The sequence below is a fragment of the Saccharopolyspora halophila genome (genome assembly GCF_039531955.1).
GTDB classification, from domain to species: domain Bacteria; phylum Actinomycetota; class Actinomycetes; order Mycobacteriales; family Pseudonocardiaceae; genus Saccharopolyspora; species Saccharopolyspora halophila.
The window spans coordinates 253018-268627 of record NZ_BAAARA010000007.1 but is presented as its reverse complement, the minus strand read 5'-3'; the positions used below and the strand labels follow the sequence as shown (position 1 = coordinate 268627).

Sequence of the window (15610 nt, the reverse complement as noted above, 5' to 3'; positions counted from 1 at the left end):
CCGCATACCGCAAGGACCCCTGGAACTTTCCGGACATTTCGGGCTCCGGAGTGCCACAGTTTTAGGCAAAACTGTCGCGGGTCCGGGCCGCGGTGGGGTGTGGGGATCACCGGATAGGGTGGTTGGGTCCTGTTGTCGACGAGGCCCGGGTGTCTGCTGTGGACGGATTGGTGCGGGAGTACACCGCGCGGTTGATGGACTCGGGGAACCTCGCCTCGCTGGTCGCGGGGTTGATCGCGCTCCTGCTGGTGCTCAACCGGACCAGCTGGTTGCCGCTGCGCAACATCGTGACGATCGCGCACGAGGGCGGGCACGCCGTGGTGGCGCTGCTCAGCGGGCGCAAGCTCAACGGGATCCGGCTGCACTCCGACACCTCGGGGCTGACCGTCTCCACCGGCAAGTCGCACGGGCCGGGCATGGTCTGCACGCTGCTCGCCGGGTATCCGGCGGTCTCGCTGCTCGGTCTCGGTGGGGCGTGGCTGGTCAACGCCGACCTCGCGCGGCAGATGCTGTGGGGCGGTGTCGCGCTGCTGGTGGCCGTGCTGCTGGCCGTGCGCAACGCCTTCGGCGTGGTCTCCGTTCTGGTCACCGGCGGTGCGCTGTTCCTGGTGTCCTGGTTCGCGACCCCGGCCTGGCAGGCGCTGTGCGGTGCGCTGCTGTGCTGGTTCCTGCTCATCGGCGGACTGCGCCCGATCACCGAGCTCAGCCGCAAGCGCGCTCGCAGGCGAGCAGGTGATTCCGACGCCGACCAGCTCGCCCGGCTCACCCGGATACCCGGTGGCGCCTGGCTGTTCGGCTGGTTCCTCATCGGGATCGCAGCGCTCGTGGTGGGCGGCTACTGGCTGCTGCTGATGCCGCAGGTATGACGCGGAACTCCTTGCCGAAATCCGCGTTTTGCCGCAGCATCGCGTCGTGACGACTGCGAATTCCTTAGGTGGCGTGTTCCCGCTGAGCTCCGAACGGCGGGTGCACCGAGTCGGATTCGGCGCGATGCAACTTGCCGGTCCGGGCGTGTTCGGTCCGCCCGCCGATCGGGACAGGGCGATTCAGATCCTGCGCCGCGCCGTCGAGCTCGGCATCGACCACATCGACACCAGCGACTTCTACGGGCCGTGGGTGGTCAACGAACTCATCGCAGAGGCCCTCCACCCCTACAGCGACGATCTCGCGCTGGCCACCAAGATCGGCGCCTGCCGCGACGACAAGGGCAACTGGTTGCCCGCGCAGCACCCGGACGCGCTGCGCTCCGCGGTGCACGACAACTTGCGCAGGCTCAAGGTCGACAGCATCGACCTGGTCAACCTGCGGCTGCACGAGGGGGACACGTCCATCCCGCTGGCCGATCAGCTCGGCGCCCTGACCGAACTCCAGGAGCAGGGCCTGGTGCGCGGTATCGGGATGTCGAACGTGTCTCTCGAGCAGTTCGAGCGGGGGCGCGAGCACGCCGAGATCGTCTCGGTGCAGAACCTCTACAACGTGGTCAACCGGACCTCGGCCGATCTGCTGGCCCGCACCGCCGAGCTGGGCGTGTCGTTCGTGCCGTTCTTCCCGCTGGGCTCGGGCTTCGCCGACAGCTACGCGCGCGAGCACGAGCTGCTGAACAAGATCGCCGAAAACCACCGGGCGACGCAGGCGCAGGTCTCCCTCGCCTGGCTGCTGCGTCGTTCGCCGAACGTCCTGCTCATCCCGGGTACCTCGTCGCTGACCCACCTCGACGAGAACACGGCCGCGGCCGTCCTGGCGCTGGGCGACGACGAGATCGCCGAACTGGACGCGCTGGTCGCCGACGGCGAGAGCCTCGAGTCGGCCGGGCACTGAAAACCGCTCGCAACCTCGTCGTCGTGCGCCCGACCGCCACCGTTGATCGAACGGGTCGGTTCGAGGTGCTATGAGTTGCGTGGTCGGTCGATGTCGCCGAGTGACCTGAGGGCCGACGGGACCGATGAATCCGGCGAGCGGGGCGCGTTCGGAAGCGGGAGCCGGGTGCGCCCCCGCTCGCCGGGATGCCCGATGGGAGCCGTGGCCGCGCAGGGTTACCGTTCCCGTGGCGCCGGATTCGACGAACGGGTTGGAATGGCCGAGGCAGAAGCCGAGGGCGCGGTCGCGGGAGGTTCCTACGCGGTAGCGCCCGGGATCGTGCAGGCGCGCTTCGACGAGGTGTTCGCGGCCAGCCCGATCGGCATCGCGTTCAGCGACACCGGGGGACGTCTGGTGCGGGTCAACCCCGCGCTGGAGCGGCTGCTCGGCTTCTCGGCCGAGGAGTTGCTCGAGAAGACCGTCCACGACGTCTTCCACCCCGAGGACGCCGACCACCTCTCGGCCGCCTACCGCGAGCTGATCGACGAGCCGGACGCCAAGCGGATCGGCGATCGCAGGCGGTTGGTGCGCGCCGACGGGGCAGAGGTCTGGGTCTACCTGTGCGCGACGGTGCTGCGGGACGGCGCGGGTTCGCCCACCGACGTCGTGACGATGGTCGAGGACATCACCGAGCTGCACCTGCTGCAGGAGCGGTTCCAGCACCAGGCGCTGCACGACGCGCTGACCGGCCTACCCAACCGGCAGTTCTTCCGGAGCCGCCTGGAAACCGCGCTGGTGAAGCTGCCGCCGGCTTCCCGGGTTGCGCTGTACCACCTCGGCCTGGACGGTTTCGAGCTGATCAACGACGGTCTCGGTTACCAGGCGGGCGACAAGCTGATCAAGACCGTGGCCCGCAGGCTCGAGCAGCTGCTCGAGAACGAGGAGTCCATCGTCGCCCGGTTCGGCGGCACCGAGTTCGCGGTGCTGCTGTGGGAGCAGCACGGCACTCCGCGGGTTCCCGATCTCGTTCGCGAGATCAACGATCTGCTCGCCGAACCGGTCTACCTCTCCGGTCGTGGCATCGCGGCCACGGCCAGCATCGGCGTGGTGCACCGCCGGGTGGGTGAGGCGCGGACCGATGATCTCCTGTGGTCCGCCGACGTCGCCCTGCGGCGCGCGGAGGCCGCCGGCAAGCGGCAGTGGGAGCTGTTCGATCCGGACGGCGCGCCCGAGGAGCGCATCGAGGCGAGGCTCGCCGCGGTGATGCCCGGCGGGCTCGAGATGGGCGAGTTCGACGTGGTCTACCGCCCCCAGCTGGGCTTGGACGACGGGGAACTCGCCGGTTTGCAGGCCGAACTCCGCTGGGACACCGATGACGACCGAGTCATCGAGCACGGCCAGTGCCAGCGGCTCGCGGAGCGCTCCGGCGTCGCGTTGGCGCTGCGGGACTGGGTGCTGCGCACCGCGTGGCGCCAGCTCGCCGAATGGCACCGCGAGGGGCACCGGGTGCGGCTCTCGGTCGCCCTGAGCCCGAGCCAGGCCGGGGATCCCGACCTGGCGGCCGCGGTGCGGGATCTGCTCGCCGGTGGCGAGCTGGAGCCGCACTGGCTGCGGCTCTCCGTTCCCGTCTCGGCGATCACCGGCGACGACGAATCAATGGAGAACGTCCGCAATCTCGGAAACCGGGTGCACGTCGCGCTGCACGACTTCCGCGCCTCCCCGGTGGAGCTGCGATTGCTGCGCGAGCTCCCGATCGAGTCAGCGCGCCTCGCCGCGGACGTGGTGCGGCTGGTCCACGAGGCGGAGTTCGCCGAGTCGGCCGAGGTGGACGCCATGCGATCCCTGGTGCCGCTGATTCGCTCCTGCGGCACGCGGATCTGGGTGCCCGGGCTGGAAACCGACCACCAGGCAGCGCATTGGCGCGAGATGGGCTGCGAGGTGGCCGAAGGGCCGTGCTTCGGGGAACCGCTGCACGCGTTCGAGGTGCCGGAACGCCTGTTCTGAGCGCCCGCGAACCGGTGCTGCTGGTGGTTTCGCCGGTCCTCAGGCCTTCAGCGCCGCTTGCACGATCGCCAGCGCTTCGCTCCGCGAGACGCCCAGCGCGCGCGTGACCTGCGCGTAGTAGGCGGCCGCCTCGGCCGCGCGGGCAGCGGCCTGATTTCCCGCGTCGCTGACGAAAGTCCCCGCGCGCCCGCGCGTTTCCAGCAGTCCGACCTGTTCGAGTTCGCGGTAGGCCTTTGCCGCCGTGTTCGGCGCGACGCCGAGTTCGGTCGCCAGGGCGCGCACGGTGGGCAGCTTGGTGCCCACCGCGAGCTCGCCCGAGGAGATCTGCTCGGCGATGGTCGAGCGAATCTGTTCGAAGGGCGGTACGTCGGAGTTCGGGTCGACGTGGATCCGCATGGGGCACCGTCCCGGATAGCGCGGTCGCGGCTGACCCGCTCAGTATCGCCGAGAGCGCGCGAGGAGTGGTCTCGGGGGAGTTGCTTCGGCGTGGCGGAGCCTCCGGTGCTTGGGAGATACTTCAGCTCGGGGCTTTCGTGGCGGTGCGGGTGGCGGAACCTGACGCGCCGTGCGGCTGCGGGATCCGCTCCTCGAGTAGCCGGTGCGCGGTATCGCGGCTGTCCTCGCCCGGTGACGTCTGCGACCCCGCGCAGCGCGAGTTGAGTCCCGCACCGCATGCTGCAAGGCCCCCTCAACCCGCGAGTTCGTGGGGAACGCCCATCTCGTCGTAGCGCTGAGCGGCCAGGCGCAGTTGCTCGCGGGCCTCGTCGGACCTGCCGGAGGCCTGCAGCAGCTCGCCGAGGAACTCGCGCGCTTCGGCCTCGCCGAGGCCGAACTCCAACCGCCGGTGCAGTTCCAGCGCGCGCTCCAGGTGCTCGTGCGCTTCGTCGGTGCGCCCGAGCGCACCCAGCACCCGCCCGATGTGGTGCAGGCAGCTCGCCTCGTTGCGGGAATCGTCGTGGGCGCGCCGGAGTTCGAGGGTGCGCTGCAGGTGGCGCAGCGCCTCGTCGTGCTGGCCGAGCCGGTGTTCGGCCTTGGCCAGCACCGCGAGCGTGGTGGCCTCGCCGTAGTCGTCGCCGAGCTCGACGTGCGCCGCCAGAGCGCGCTCCAGGACCTCGTCGGCCTCCGCGTCGCGGCCCATCTTGAAATGCAGCTCACCGAGATCGCGCAACGCCCACGCGTGCGCCCAGGCCGGTCCGGTGCGCTGCCACAGCTCGATGGCTCGTTGCAGTTCGGCCAGCGCGGTTTCGTTGTCCCGCAAGCTCCGGCGGGCGATGGCCGTGCAGGTCAGCATCCAAGCCTCGGCCTGCGGATCGTCCAGCTCCCGGGCAGCGGCCAGGCCGATGCGGTGCGTCTCCATCCAGTCCGCCAAGGGCCAGCGCACGAGCAGGAATCCGAAGAGACTCGTGGGCAGCTGCCAGGCGTGCAGGTGCTCGCCGCGGTCGGCGGCCAGCCGCACGGCGGCCAGCAGGTTCTCCCGTTCCTCGTCGTACCAGCGCAGCGCGCTCGGACGGTCGGGGAAATCGGGCACCTCGCCCGCCTGCTCCGGGGTTCGCATCGGGATGCGGCTGAATTCCGGTGCCGCCCGCCAGGAAGCGGTGATCGTGGTGTGCAGGTACCAGGAGAGCAACCGCCGCACCGCCGCGTCGCGCTCCTCGGCGGGCTCGTCGTGCTCGGCGCATTCGGACGCGTACAGCGCGGTCAGGTCGTGGAAGCGGTAGCGCCGGGCCCGGTGCTCGTCGAGCAGGTGCGCACCGGTCAGATCGCTCAGCAACCGACGCGTCTTGGCGCGCGGCAGGTCCGCCAGCGCCGCGGCGGCCTCCAGACCGATGTCGGGCGCTCCGGTCAGGCCCAGCAGGCGGAACAGGCGCGCGGACTCGGCGGGCAGGTTGCGATACGACCAGGACAGCACGGCGCGCACCGCGTTCGATTCGTCCTCCGTGGACAGTGCGTCCAATCGCGCGCGCTCGTCGGCGAGTTCCTCGACCAGCTCGGCGACGCCGAGGTGCGCCTCGGCGACCAGGCGTTCGGCGGCGATCCGCAGGGCCAGCGGCAGATGTCCGCAGTAGCGGGCGAGCTCGGCGGCGGCTTCGGGCTCGACGTCGATCCGGTCCGCGCCGGTGGTGCTGCGCAGCAGTTCGATCGCGTGCTCCGGGGACAGCACGTCCAGCGGCATCCGGTGGGCTCCTTCCCTGGCGGTCAGGCTCGCCAGCAGGTTGCGGCTGGTGACCAGCACGCGGCAGGTCGGCGAGCCGGGCAGCAACGGCCGGACCTGTTCGGCCGTCACCGCGTTGTCGAGCACGATCAGCATACGGCGGCCGTGCAGCAACGACCGATACAGCGCGGCCTTCGCCTCGGTGTCCAGGGCCAGGTCCTCGCCGGTCACGCCCAGCGAGCGCAGCAGCTGCTCCAGCGCCTCGTCGGCGCTGAGCCTGCCGCGATCGTGGTACCCGCGCAGATCCAGGAAGAGATCGCCGTCGGGGAAGCGCTCCCGCACCCGGTAGGCCCAGTACGTGGTCAGCGAGCTCTTGCCGACGCCGCCGGAGCCGGTGATCAGCCCGGCTCGGTCGTCACCGGTCTCGTCGAGCCACGAATTCAGTTGGGTCTGAATGCCGACGCGGTTGGTGAAGTGCGTGATGCGCGGCGGGAGCTGCCGGGGGACCGGGAGGTCGCGCTCGGGCGCCTGGTGGAAGTGCACGCCCCCGCTGATGTGCTCGGCCTGCACGACGTTGGTGGCGCTTCCGGTGAAGTCGTTGCTCACGGCTGTCTCCCACGGCTTCGGCGTTCAACCGATCCATGAGACGCCGTCCGGGAGGACGAAGTTCCCGGAACGGGCGATGTTGCCCCGTCTGCAGCAGTCGAGGACGGCGATCAGCTCTGCCGGAACGCCTCCAACAGGCGGGTGGCCGCCAGTCCGGCCGTGAGATCGCCTTCGCGGACCCGGGATTCGACGTCGTCGACGATCGCCTGCACACCGGGGTGCTGGGTGAGTTCGGCCATCAGCTGCTCGCGGACCAGCGACCAGGTCCACTCGACCTGCTGGCGACTGCGCTTGGCGGCGAGTTCACCGGATTCGGACAGCGTGGTGTGGTGCTGCTGGATCTGCTCCCACACCGCGTCCAGACCGAGCCCGTGCAGGCCGCTGCAGGTCAGCACGGGGGGAGTCCACGAGGGGCTGGCCGGGGTGAGCAGCCGCAGGGCGCTGCGCAGCTCGCGCGCGGCCTTCTTGGCCTCGGTGGCGTGCTCGCCGTCGGCCTTGTTGACCGCGATCACGTCGGCGAGTTCGAGGACGCCCTTCTTGATGCCCTGCAGCTGGTCGCCGGTGCGCGCCAGCGACAGCAGCAGGAAGCAGTCCACCATTCCCGCCACGGTCACCTCGGACTGGCCGACGCCCACGGTTTCGACCAGCACCACGTCGTAGCCCGCGGCCTCCATCAGCAGGATCGTCTCGCGGGTGGCGCGGGCGACTCCGCCGAGCGTGCCCGCCGACGGAGAGGGCCGCACGAACGCCGACGGGTCCGAGGCGAGTCTGCCCATCCGGGTCTTGTCGCCGAGGATGCTGCCGCCGCTGCGCGTCGACGACGGGTCCACCGCGAGCACCGCGACGCGATGGCCGGCTTCGGTGAGCGTCGAGCCGAGCGCTTCGATGAACGTCGACTTGCCCACCCCGGGCACGCCGGTGATGCCGACCCGGTGCGCACCACCGCTGTGCGGCAGCAGCTCGCCGAGCAGTCGCTGGGCCTGTGCGCGATGCCCGGCGTTGGTGGACTCCACCAGCGTGATCGCCTGCGCCAGCTTGGTTCGCGAGCCCTCCAGGACCCCCTTGGCGTACTCGTCGATGTCGATCCGTCGGGGCATCAGAACCTGTCTCCGAGCTCGTCGTGCTCAGCGGGGCGGGTGGCCGAACCCGGCACGGGTCCTTCGATCGCCCGGGTCGGTTCGGCACCTCGCGGAATTCGGGTCACGGGCCGAGCCTTCAGTGCTCGAGCCGCGTCCGGAGTTCGGCCAGCAGCCCGCTCGCGGCGTCGGCGATCACCGTGCCGGGCGGGAAGATCGCGCTCGCGCCCGCCTGGCGGAGGGCGTCGAAGTCGGCGGGCGGGATGACGCCGCCCACGACGATCATCACGTCGTCGCGGCCGACGGCGGCCAGCTCGTCGCGCAGCGCGGGCACCAGCGTGAGGTGCCCGGCGGCGAGGCTGGAGACGCCGACGACGTGCACGTCGGACTCGGCCGCCTGGCGGGCGACCTCGGCCGGGGTCTGGAACAGCGGGCCCACGTCGACGTCGAACCCGAGATCGGCGAAGGCGGTGGAGATGACCTTCTGACCGCGGTCGTGGCCGTCCTGGCCCATCTTGGCCACCAGGATGCGCGGGCGCCGCCCTTCGGCCTCGGCGAACTCCTCGACCTGCTGACGAGCGGATTCGAGCTGGTCGGACGGGCCGGATTCCTCCCGGTACACACCGGTGATGGTACGGATCTGCCCGGAGTGGCGGCCGAAGACCTTCTCCAGCGCGTCGGAGATCTCGCCGACCGTGGCCTTGGCGCGCGCCGCGTCGACGGCCAGCGTCAGGAGGTTGTGCTCGAGGTCGTCCGGGCGCTCGTCGGACATCGAGGCCTCGGCCGCGGCGGTGAGCTTGCGCAGCGCGTCCTCGCAGGCCCCCTGGTCGCGCTCCTCGCGCAGCCTGCGGAGCTTGTCCAGCTGCTGGGCGCGCACGTCGGCGTTGTCGACCTTGAGCACGTCGATCTGCTCGTCGCCGTCGAAGCGGTACTTGTTCACGCCGATGAGCGGCTGGCGGCCGGAGTCGATGCGCGCCTGGGTGCGCGCGGCGGACTCCTCGATGCGCATCTTCGGGATGCCCGCGTCGATGGCCTGGGCCATGCCGCCGGCGTCCTCGACCTCGGTGAGGTGCGCCCAGGCTCGCTCGGCGAGGTCCTGGGTGAGTCGTTCGATGTAGTGGCTGCCGCCCCACGGGTCGACGACCCGGGTGGTGCCCGACTCCTGCTGCAGCACGAGCTGGGTGTTGCGGGCGATGCGCGCCGAGAAGTCGGTGGGCAGCGCCAGCGCCTCGTCGAGGGCGTTGGTGTGCAGCGACTGGGTGTGGCCCTGGGTCGCGGCCATCGCCTCCACGCAGGTGCGCACCACGTTGTTGTAGACGTCCTGCGCGGTCAGCGACCAGCCGGAGGTCTGCGAATGAGTGCGCAGGGAAAGCGATTTCGAGTTCTGCGGGTCGAACTTCTTGACCAGCTTGGACCAGAGCAGGCGCGCGGCGCGGAGCTTCGCGACCTCCATCGCGAAGTTCATGCCGATTCCCCAGAAGAACGACAACCGGGGTGCGAACGCGTCGATGTCGAGTCCCGCCTGGCGCCCGGCGCGCAGGTATTCCACGCCGTCGGCCAGCGTGTAGGCGAGCTCGAGGTCGGCGGTGGCCCCGGCCTCCTGGATGTGGTAGCCGGAGATCGAGATGGAGTTGAACTTCGGCATCTTCCGGCTGGTGTAGGCGAAGATGTCCGAGATGATCCGCATCGACGGCTGCGGCGGGTAGATGTAGGTGTTGCGGACCATGAACTCCTTGAGGATGTCGTTCTGGATGGTCCCGGCCAACTGCTCGGGCGCGACGCCCTGCTCCTCGGCGGCGACGATGTAGAGCGCCATCACCGGCAGCACCGCGCCGTTCATGGTCATCGACACGCTCATCCGGTCCAGCGGGATGCCGTCGAAGAGCTGGCGCATGTCGTAGATGGAGTCGATGGCCACGCCCGCCATGCCGACGTCGCCGGACACCCGCGGGTGGTCGGAGTCGTAGCCGCGGTGGGTGGCCAGGTCGAAGGCCACCGACAGGCCCTTCTGCCCGGCGGCGAGGTTGCGGCGGTAGAAGGCGTTGGAGGCCGCCGCGGTGGAGAAGCCCGCGTACTGCCGCACCGTCCACGGCTGGTTGACGTACATCGTCGAGTAGGGCCCGCGCAGGAACGGCACCACGCCCGGGTAGGTGTTCAGGAAGTCCAGGCCGTCCACATCGGACTCGGTGTAGAGCGGCTTGACCCCGATTCCCTCGGGGGCCTCCCAGGTCAGCGCGTCGACGTCCTTGCCGGTGGCGGCGCGCACCTCGCTCTGCCAGCGGTCCTCGCCGACCGGTTGGGGTGATTCGAGGCCGATCTCGGCGAAGTTCGGGATCTGCGTCATCGTCGGACTCCCAGCTCGGCGTGGACGTCTTCCAGCACGGTCAGCGCATCACCGCCCGCGTGGACGTAGCCGTCCACGCTCTCCAGCGGCTCACCCGGCTTGCCCGCCAGCAGCACGGTCTTCGCACCCGCGCGCTTGAGCGCGCTCGCGGTCTCGGCGGCCCGCTCGGCGTAGACCGAATCGCTCGAGCACAGGCACACCACCGCGGATCCGGTGTAGGCGGCCAGCACCTGGTCGGTGTCCTCGGTGGCGCCTGCCTCCGCGGCGTCGATCCCGCCCGCCGCGAACAGGTTGCGGGCGAAGGAGGCTCGCGCGTTGTACTTCGCGAGCGGGCCCAGGGTCGCCAGGAAGACCGTTGGCCGCGAACCGGTCTCGGTCCGGTGCTGATCGGCCGCGTCGCGCAGCGCCTCGTAGTCCTCGGCGTAGCGGTGCACCGGCAGGCCACCGGCCGGGCGCGCGGGAGCCGGCGTGCGCTGCAGCGGTTCCTCGTCGAGGTCCGGGAACTCGCTGACCCCGGTGAGCGCGTCGGAGCGGTCCGCGATGGCGTCGCGGCGGCGTCGCCAGGTGGCGTCGAGCTCTTCGGCGATCAACCCGGAATCCAGCGCGGCGGGCAGCCCTCCCGCGGCTTCGATGCGCTGGAACCACTCCCAGGCGGCGCGGGCGAGCTCATCGGTCAGCGACTCCACGTAGTAGGAGCCGCCCGCGGGGTCGATCACCTGCGCCAGGTGCGACTCGTCGAGCAGCAGCGACTGGGTGTTGCGCGCGATCCGCCGGGCGAACTCGTCCGGCAGGCCCGCGGCCGCGTCGAACGGCAGCGTGGTCACCGACTGCGCACCACCGACGCCGGCGGCGAAGGTCGCGATCGTGCCGCGGAGCAGGTTCACCCACGGGTCGCGGCGGGTGAGCATCGCGGGCGAGGTCACGGCGTGCTGGGTCTGCGCCCGCGCCTGCTCGCCCGCGCCGCAGGAGCGGGTCACCTGCTCCCACAGCCGCCGCGCCGCGCGCAGCTTGGCGATGGTCAGGAACTGGTCGGCGGTGGTTGCGTAGCGGAATTCGAGCTGCGACGCGGCGGTGTCGATGTCCAGTCCGGCGGCGGTGAGCTCGCGCAGGTAGGTCGTGGCCACCGCCAGCGAGCAACCCAGCTCCTGGGCGTCCGAACCGCCTGCTCGGTGGTACGGGAGCGCGTCGACGACGATGGCGGTGAGCTGGGGGAACTCGGCCGCGCAGCGGCGGGCGAGGGCGATCGCGGCCGCGTTGTCGCCGGGTCGTCCGGTGCGGGCCCGCACGCCCAGCGGGTCGGCGCCGAGGTTGCCGCGCAGTTCGCCGGCGGGCACGCCCCGCTCGGCGGCCAGGGCCAGGAAGGCCTCGGCGGCCTCGGCGAAGTCCGCGTCGGTGTCCAGCGCCACGCTGATCATGTCCAGGTGCACGCCGTTGAGGGCGTCGGCGAGCGCGTCGATGGCGATGCCGCCGGAGCCCAGCCGCAGCCACAGCGAGCCGACGCCGTTGTGCAGGTCGGCCAGCACCTCGCGGTTGGTCTCGGTGGGGTCCGGGTGCTCGTGCAGCTGCCGGACCTGCCAGCCCTCGGCGGCGCTGCCCAGCGGGCTGCTGCCCCGCACGAACGGAGCTGACCCGGGCACTCCGCCGTCCGCGGACGCGGATGTGTAGAGCGGGTGGATCCGGATGCCGTCGTAGGTCCGGGAGGCCAGCACGTCCTCGATCGGGCCGTCCGGTGGCTGTTCGCCGATCAGTCCGGATCGTTTCAGGGCCTGCTGAACCTGGGCCCTCCACTGCTCGCGGGTCGGTTCGTCGAACTCCGCGGCCAGGGCGAGCTCGGGCTTGCCGCCGCTCGACGTTGAGTGCGCCACCATGGCCAGAATGGTAAGCCGCCAGCCAGTGGGCGAAACCGATCACAGCTGTGAGCCCCGTCGCAACCCCGCCCCACCGGCGCGGCAATCCGACAGTTTTGCCTAAAACTGTCCGGACGTTTCGGGCGCGGCCTCCGCACAGTTTTAGGCAAAACTGTCAGCGCCGCTGGGCAGGCCGCGAAGCGAAGCCTCTCCTTCAGGCAAGACTGTCGCGGCTGCGCGGTGCGAGGTGGTAGACCCAGCCGTGTTGCGGGGTGTAGTGCAGCTCGTAGTGCGTTTCGATCTTGGGGCCGTCGTGCAGGTGGATGTGCTTGAGCAGCCGTCCGGTCACGGCTTCGTGCTCGCGCAGGTCCTGGACCCGCCCGTCCAGCGGCCCGCCGACGAACCGAACGCTGCGTTCCAAGGTCTCCTCCCTCCTGTTCGGTGCAGACCTCGTCCGAATGGTCCCCGATCGGCGCCGCCCCGCACCAGTTCCGCCACCTCGCTGGAGCAACCGGCCCACCCCGACCCCGGGTGCTCCGTTGTCGGGGTGACCGGGGACGATGGGGCCACGATGATGCTCACGGATCAGCTCCCAGACTCTGCCGCCGGTGAACCGGACTCGGACGCTCTGTTCGAGGGGTTCGTCGAATGGACCCTCGATCAGGGCATCGAGCTCTATCCGGCGCAGGAGGAGGCGCTGATGGAGGTCGTCACCGGTGCGAACCTGATCCTGAGCACGCCGACCGGGTCGGGCAAGAGCCTGGTCGCCGTCGGGGCGCACTTCACCGCGCTGGCCGCGGGCAAGCGCAGCTTCTACACCGCGCCGATCAAGGCGCTGGTCTCGGAGAAGTTCTTCAGCCTCGTCGAGGTCTTCGGTCCGGACAACGTCGGGATGATGACCGGCGATTCCAGCGTCAACGCCGAGGCTCCGATCATCTGCTGCACCGCCGAGATCCTGGCCAACATCGCGCTGCGCGACGGCGCCGAGGCCGATGTGGATCAGGTCGTGATGGACGAGTTCCACTTCTACGCCGAGCCCGACCGCGGCTGGGCGTGGCAGGTGCCGATGCTGGAGCTGCGCCGCGCCCAGTTCGTGATCATGTCGGCCACGCTGGGCGACGTCAGCTACTTCGAGAAGGACCTCGCGCGGCGCACCGGCCGCGATACGGCGGTGGTCACCTCCGCTGAGCGGCCCATCCCGCTGAACTTCCGCTACGCGAAGACACCGCTGCACGAGACCATCGAGGAGCTGCTGGCCGGTCAGCAGGCCCCGATCTACGTCGTCTACTTCAACCAGGCCCACGCCCTGGAGCAGGCGCAAGCGCTGATGAGCGTCAAGGTCGCCTCCCGCGAGCAGCGCGACCGGATCGCCGAGGCGATCGGGGACTTCCGGTTCACCGCGGGCTTCGGCAAGACGCTCTCGCGGCTGGTGCGGCACGGCATCGGCGTGCACCACGCCGGGATGCTGCCCAAGTACCGGCGGCTGGTGGAGCAGCTCGCGCAGGCCGGACTGCTGAAGGTCATCTGCGGCACGGACACCCTCGGCGTGGGCATCAACGTGCCGATCCGGACCGTGCTGATCACCGGCCTGACCAAGTACGACGGCGTGCGCACCCGGCACCTCAAGGCCCGCGAGTTCCACCAGGTCGCCGGTCGCGCGGGCCGCGCGGGCTACGACACCGCCGGGTACGTGGTGGTGCAGGCGCCCGAGCACGAGATCGAGAACGAGCGGGCGCTGGCCAAGGTGGCTGACGACCCGAAGAAGAAGCGCAAGCTGGTGCGCAAGAAGGCTCCCGAGGGCTTCGTGTCCTGGAGCGAGAAGACCTTCGAGAAGCTGGTCTCGGCCGAGCCCGAGCCGCTGCGGTCGAGCTTCAACGTCAGCCACTCGATGCTGCTCAACGTCATCAACCGCCCCGGCGACGCGTTCACCGCGATGCGGCACCTGCTCGAGGACAACCACGAGGACCGCGCTTCCCAGCGCAAGCACATCCTGCGAGCCATCGCGATCTACCGGGCGCTGCTGGCCGCGGACGTGGTCGAGCGCCTTGACGCACCCGACGAGCAGGGCCGCCGGGTGCGGGTGACCGTGGACCTGCAGTTCGACTTCGCGCTCAACCAGCCGCTGTCGCCGTTCGCGCTGGCGGCCATCGAGCTGTTCGACGAGCAGTCGCCGACCTACGCGCTGGACGTGCTCTCGGTCATCGAGTCCACGCTGGACAACCCGAGGCAGGTGCTGGCGCAGCAGCAGTTCAAGGCCCGCGGCGAGGCCGTCGCGCAGATGAAGGCCGACGGCATCGAGTACGACGAGCGGATGGAACTGCTCGAGGAGATCACCTATCCCAAGCCCCTCGAGGAGATCCTCGAGGCCGCTTACGAGACCTATCGAAAGGGTCACCCCTGGGTCGGCGAGCACGAGCTGTCGCCGAAGTCGGTGGCCCGCGACATGTTCGAACGGGCGATGAACTTCGTCGAGTTCGTCAACCACTACAGCCTGGCCCGCTCCGAAGGGCTGGTGCTGCGCTACCTCGCCGACGTCTACAAGGCGTTGCGGCACACGGTGCCGGACGATGCCAAGTCCGAGGAGCTCACCGACATCATCGAGTGGCTCGGCGAACTGGTCCGCCAGGTCGACTCCAGCCTGCTCGACGAGTGGGAGAAGCTGCGCAACCCCGGCGACGAGGACGACACCCCGATCGTCGAGCACGCGCCCGAACGCGTCACCCGCAACACTCGCGCCTTCCGGGTGCAGGTGCGCAACGCGATGTTCCGCCGCGTCGAGCTCGCCTCGCTGCGCCGCTACGCCGAGCTCGGCGAGCTCGACGGCGAGGACGGCTGGGACGCCGCGGCCTGGGAATCGGCCATCGAGGACTACTTCGAGGAGTACGACGAGATCGGGATCGGCCAGGACGCCCGCGGGCCCGCGCTGCTGATGATCACCGAGGAGTCCACGCGCTGGCTGGTGCGCCAGATCTTCGCCGACCCCGAGCAGGACCACGACTGGGGAATCAGCGCCGAGGTGGATCTCGAGGCCTCCGACGAGGCCGGCCACGCCGTGCTGCGGGTGACCGACGTCGGTCCGCAGTGAGCCGGGCGCCCGGCCGCCGGGGCGGTCTGGCAAGGGCCGAACGCCGGGCGACCGGTGTCTTGCGCTCCCGTTCCCGCCGCCGGTCGTGTGATGTGGGGTGCGACTGATCGCGCGGGCTTCTAGGCTGCGGGCGTTGTGCCGTGGTGGCTCGTAGGAGGTCGGGAATGCCGCAGACCGTCGTCGTCGGGGTGGACGGTTCCGAGGAGTCGGTGAAGGCCCTGCGCTGGGCCGCGGACCACATCTGCCAGGTCGGTGGGCTGGTGCACGCGATCACCGTCTGGCACCAGCCGGTGCAGTTCGGGTACCGGATGGCGGCCACGGAGAGCGAGCTGGCGGGCCAGGCTCGCGAGGCCCTGGGTGCGGCGGTGGCCACCGTCCAGTCCGAGTACCCGAGGGCGGACGTCCGTTCTCGGGTGATCCGCGGGAACACCGTCGACGAGTTCATCGCGCTGTCCCGGCAGGCCGACCTGATGGTCGTGGGGGACAAGGGGCACGGTGCTTTCACCGGCATGTTGGTCGGATCGGTGGCGCTCAAGATCGTTCACCACGCCGTCTGCCCGGTCGTCGTGGTTCGCTGACCTGCTGGTTTCCCGGGAATCGCACGTTCTTCGCCGCAATCGACGGCGCGCGCCGCTGGCGTCTGGGCGATGTGCGGCGTACTGTCAGGGCAGTCGTACAGGACGACTGACCTGAACAATC

The 15610-nt window shown here is 70.3% G+C and carries 11 protein-coding genes; 5 read left to right on the top strand and 6 right to left on the bottom strand.

Annotated elements, in window-relative coordinates:
* Positions 1-149: 149 nt before the first annotated feature.
* From ABD289_RS12325 to ABD289_RS12315, 3 genes are all read left to right on the top strand, one after another.
* Positions 150-866 carry a M50 family metallopeptidase gene (locus ABD289_RS12325; RefSeq protein WP_344130448.1) on the top strand — a complete coding sequence of 239 codons (717 nt, stop codon included), beginning with the start codon at positions 150-152 and terminating at the stop codon, positions 864-866.
* Positions 867-912: 46 nt separating this feature from the next.
* A complete protein-coding gene (locus ABD289_RS12320; protein ID WP_344130445.1) occupies positions 913-1818 on the top strand; it encodes an oxidoreductase in 906 nt (301 codons plus the stop codon).
* 255 nt (positions 1819-2073) lie between these two features.
* Complete coding sequence (locus ABD289_RS12315) at positions 2074-3801, top strand: putative bifunctional diguanylate cyclase/phosphodiesterase (RefSeq protein ID WP_344130442.1); 1728 nt, start codon at positions 2074-2076, stop codon at positions 3799-3801.
* Between the two features lie 39 nt (positions 3802-3840).
* Here the strand turns inward: ABD289_RS12315 and ABD289_RS12310 are convergent, their stop codons facing one another.
* From ABD289_RS12310 to ABD289_RS12285, 6 genes are all read right to left on the bottom strand, one after another.
* The gene (locus ABD289_RS12310) at positions 3841-4197 is read right to left on the bottom strand and encodes a GntR family transcriptional regulator (RefSeq protein WP_344130439.1); all 357 of its coding nucleotides are present in this window, start codon (positions 4195-4197) and stop codon (positions 3841-3843) included.
* Positions 4198-4489: 292 nt separating this feature from the next.
* On the bottom strand, positions 4490-6559 hold the full coding sequence (locus ABD289_RS12305) for an ATP-binding protein (RefSeq protein WP_344130436.1): 2070 nt from the start codon (positions 6557-6559) through the stop codon (positions 4490-4492).
* 110 nt (positions 6560-6669) lie between these two features.
* Positions 6670-7656 (bottom strand): methylmalonyl Co-A mutase-associated GTPase MeaB, encoded by a 987-nt coding sequence (gene meaB / locus ABD289_RS12300; RefSeq protein WP_344130434.1) that lies wholly within the window; start codon positions 7654-7656, stop codon positions 6670-6672.
* A gap of 118 nt (positions 7657-7774) precedes the next feature.
* The gene (scpA, locus tag ABD289_RS12295; protein ID WP_344130432.1) at positions 7775-9979 is read right to left on the bottom strand and encodes a methylmalonyl-CoA mutase; all 2205 of its coding nucleotides are present in this window, start codon (positions 9977-9979) and stop codon (positions 7775-7777) included.
* Positions 9976-11847: a methylmalonyl-CoA mutase family protein gene (locus tag ABD289_RS12290; protein ID WP_344130429.1), complete on the bottom strand. Its 1872-nt coding sequence runs from the start codon at positions 11845-11847 to the stop codon at positions 9976-9978. Before ABD289_RS12290 ends, scpA begins: the two co-directional genes overlap by 4 nt.
* A gap of 193 nt (positions 11848-12040) precedes the next feature.
* Positions 12041-12247: a hypothetical protein gene (locus tag ABD289_RS12285; RefSeq protein ID WP_344130426.1), complete on the bottom strand. Its 207-nt coding sequence runs from the start codon at positions 12245-12247 to the stop codon at positions 12041-12043.
* A gap of 150 nt (positions 12248-12397) precedes the next feature.
* Between ABD289_RS12285 and ABD289_RS12280 the strand changes: the two genes are divergently transcribed.
* Together ABD289_RS12280 and ABD289_RS12275 are read left to right on the top strand one after the other, a co-directional pair.
* The gene (locus ABD289_RS12280) at positions 12398-14911 is read left to right on the top strand and encodes a DEAD/DEAH box helicase (protein ID WP_344130423.1); all 2514 of its coding nucleotides are present in this window, start codon (positions 12398-12400) and stop codon (positions 14909-14911) included.
* A gap of 164 nt (positions 14912-15075) precedes the next feature.
* Positions 15076-15489 (top strand): universal stress protein, encoded by a 414-nt coding sequence (locus ABD289_RS12275; RefSeq protein WP_344130420.1) that lies wholly within the window; start codon positions 15076-15078, stop codon positions 15487-15489.
* The last annotated feature ends 121 nt before the right edge of the window (positions 15490-15610 follow it).

Coding starts and splice junctions, on each gene's coding strand:
- ABD289_RS12315 (WP_344130442.1), top strand. CDS start 2,074: ATGGCCGAGGCAGAAGCCGAGGGCGCGGTCGCGGGAGGTTCCTACGCG.
- ABD289_RS12310 (WP_344130439.1), bottom strand. CDS start 4,197: ATGCGGATCCACGTCGACCCGAACTCCGACGTACCGCCCTTCGAACAG.
- meaB (WP_344130434.1), bottom strand. CDS start 7,656: ATGCCCCGACGGATCGACATCGACGAGTACGCCAAGGGGGTCCTGGAG.
- scpA (WP_344130432.1), bottom strand. CDS start 9,979: ATGACGCAGATCCCGAACTTCGCCGAGATCGGCCTCGAATCACCCCAA.
- ABD289_RS12290 (WP_344130429.1), bottom strand. CDS start 11,847: ATGGTGGCGCACTCAACGTCGAGCGGCGGCAAGCCCGAGCTCGCCCTG.
- ABD289_RS12280 (WP_344130423.1), top strand. CDS start 12,398: ATGATGCTCACGGATCAGCTCCCAGACTCTGCCGCCGGTGAACCGGAC.
- ABD289_RS12275 (WP_344130420.1), top strand. CDS start 15,076: ATGCCGCAGACCGTCGTCGTCGGGGTGGACGGTTCCGAGGAGTCGGTG.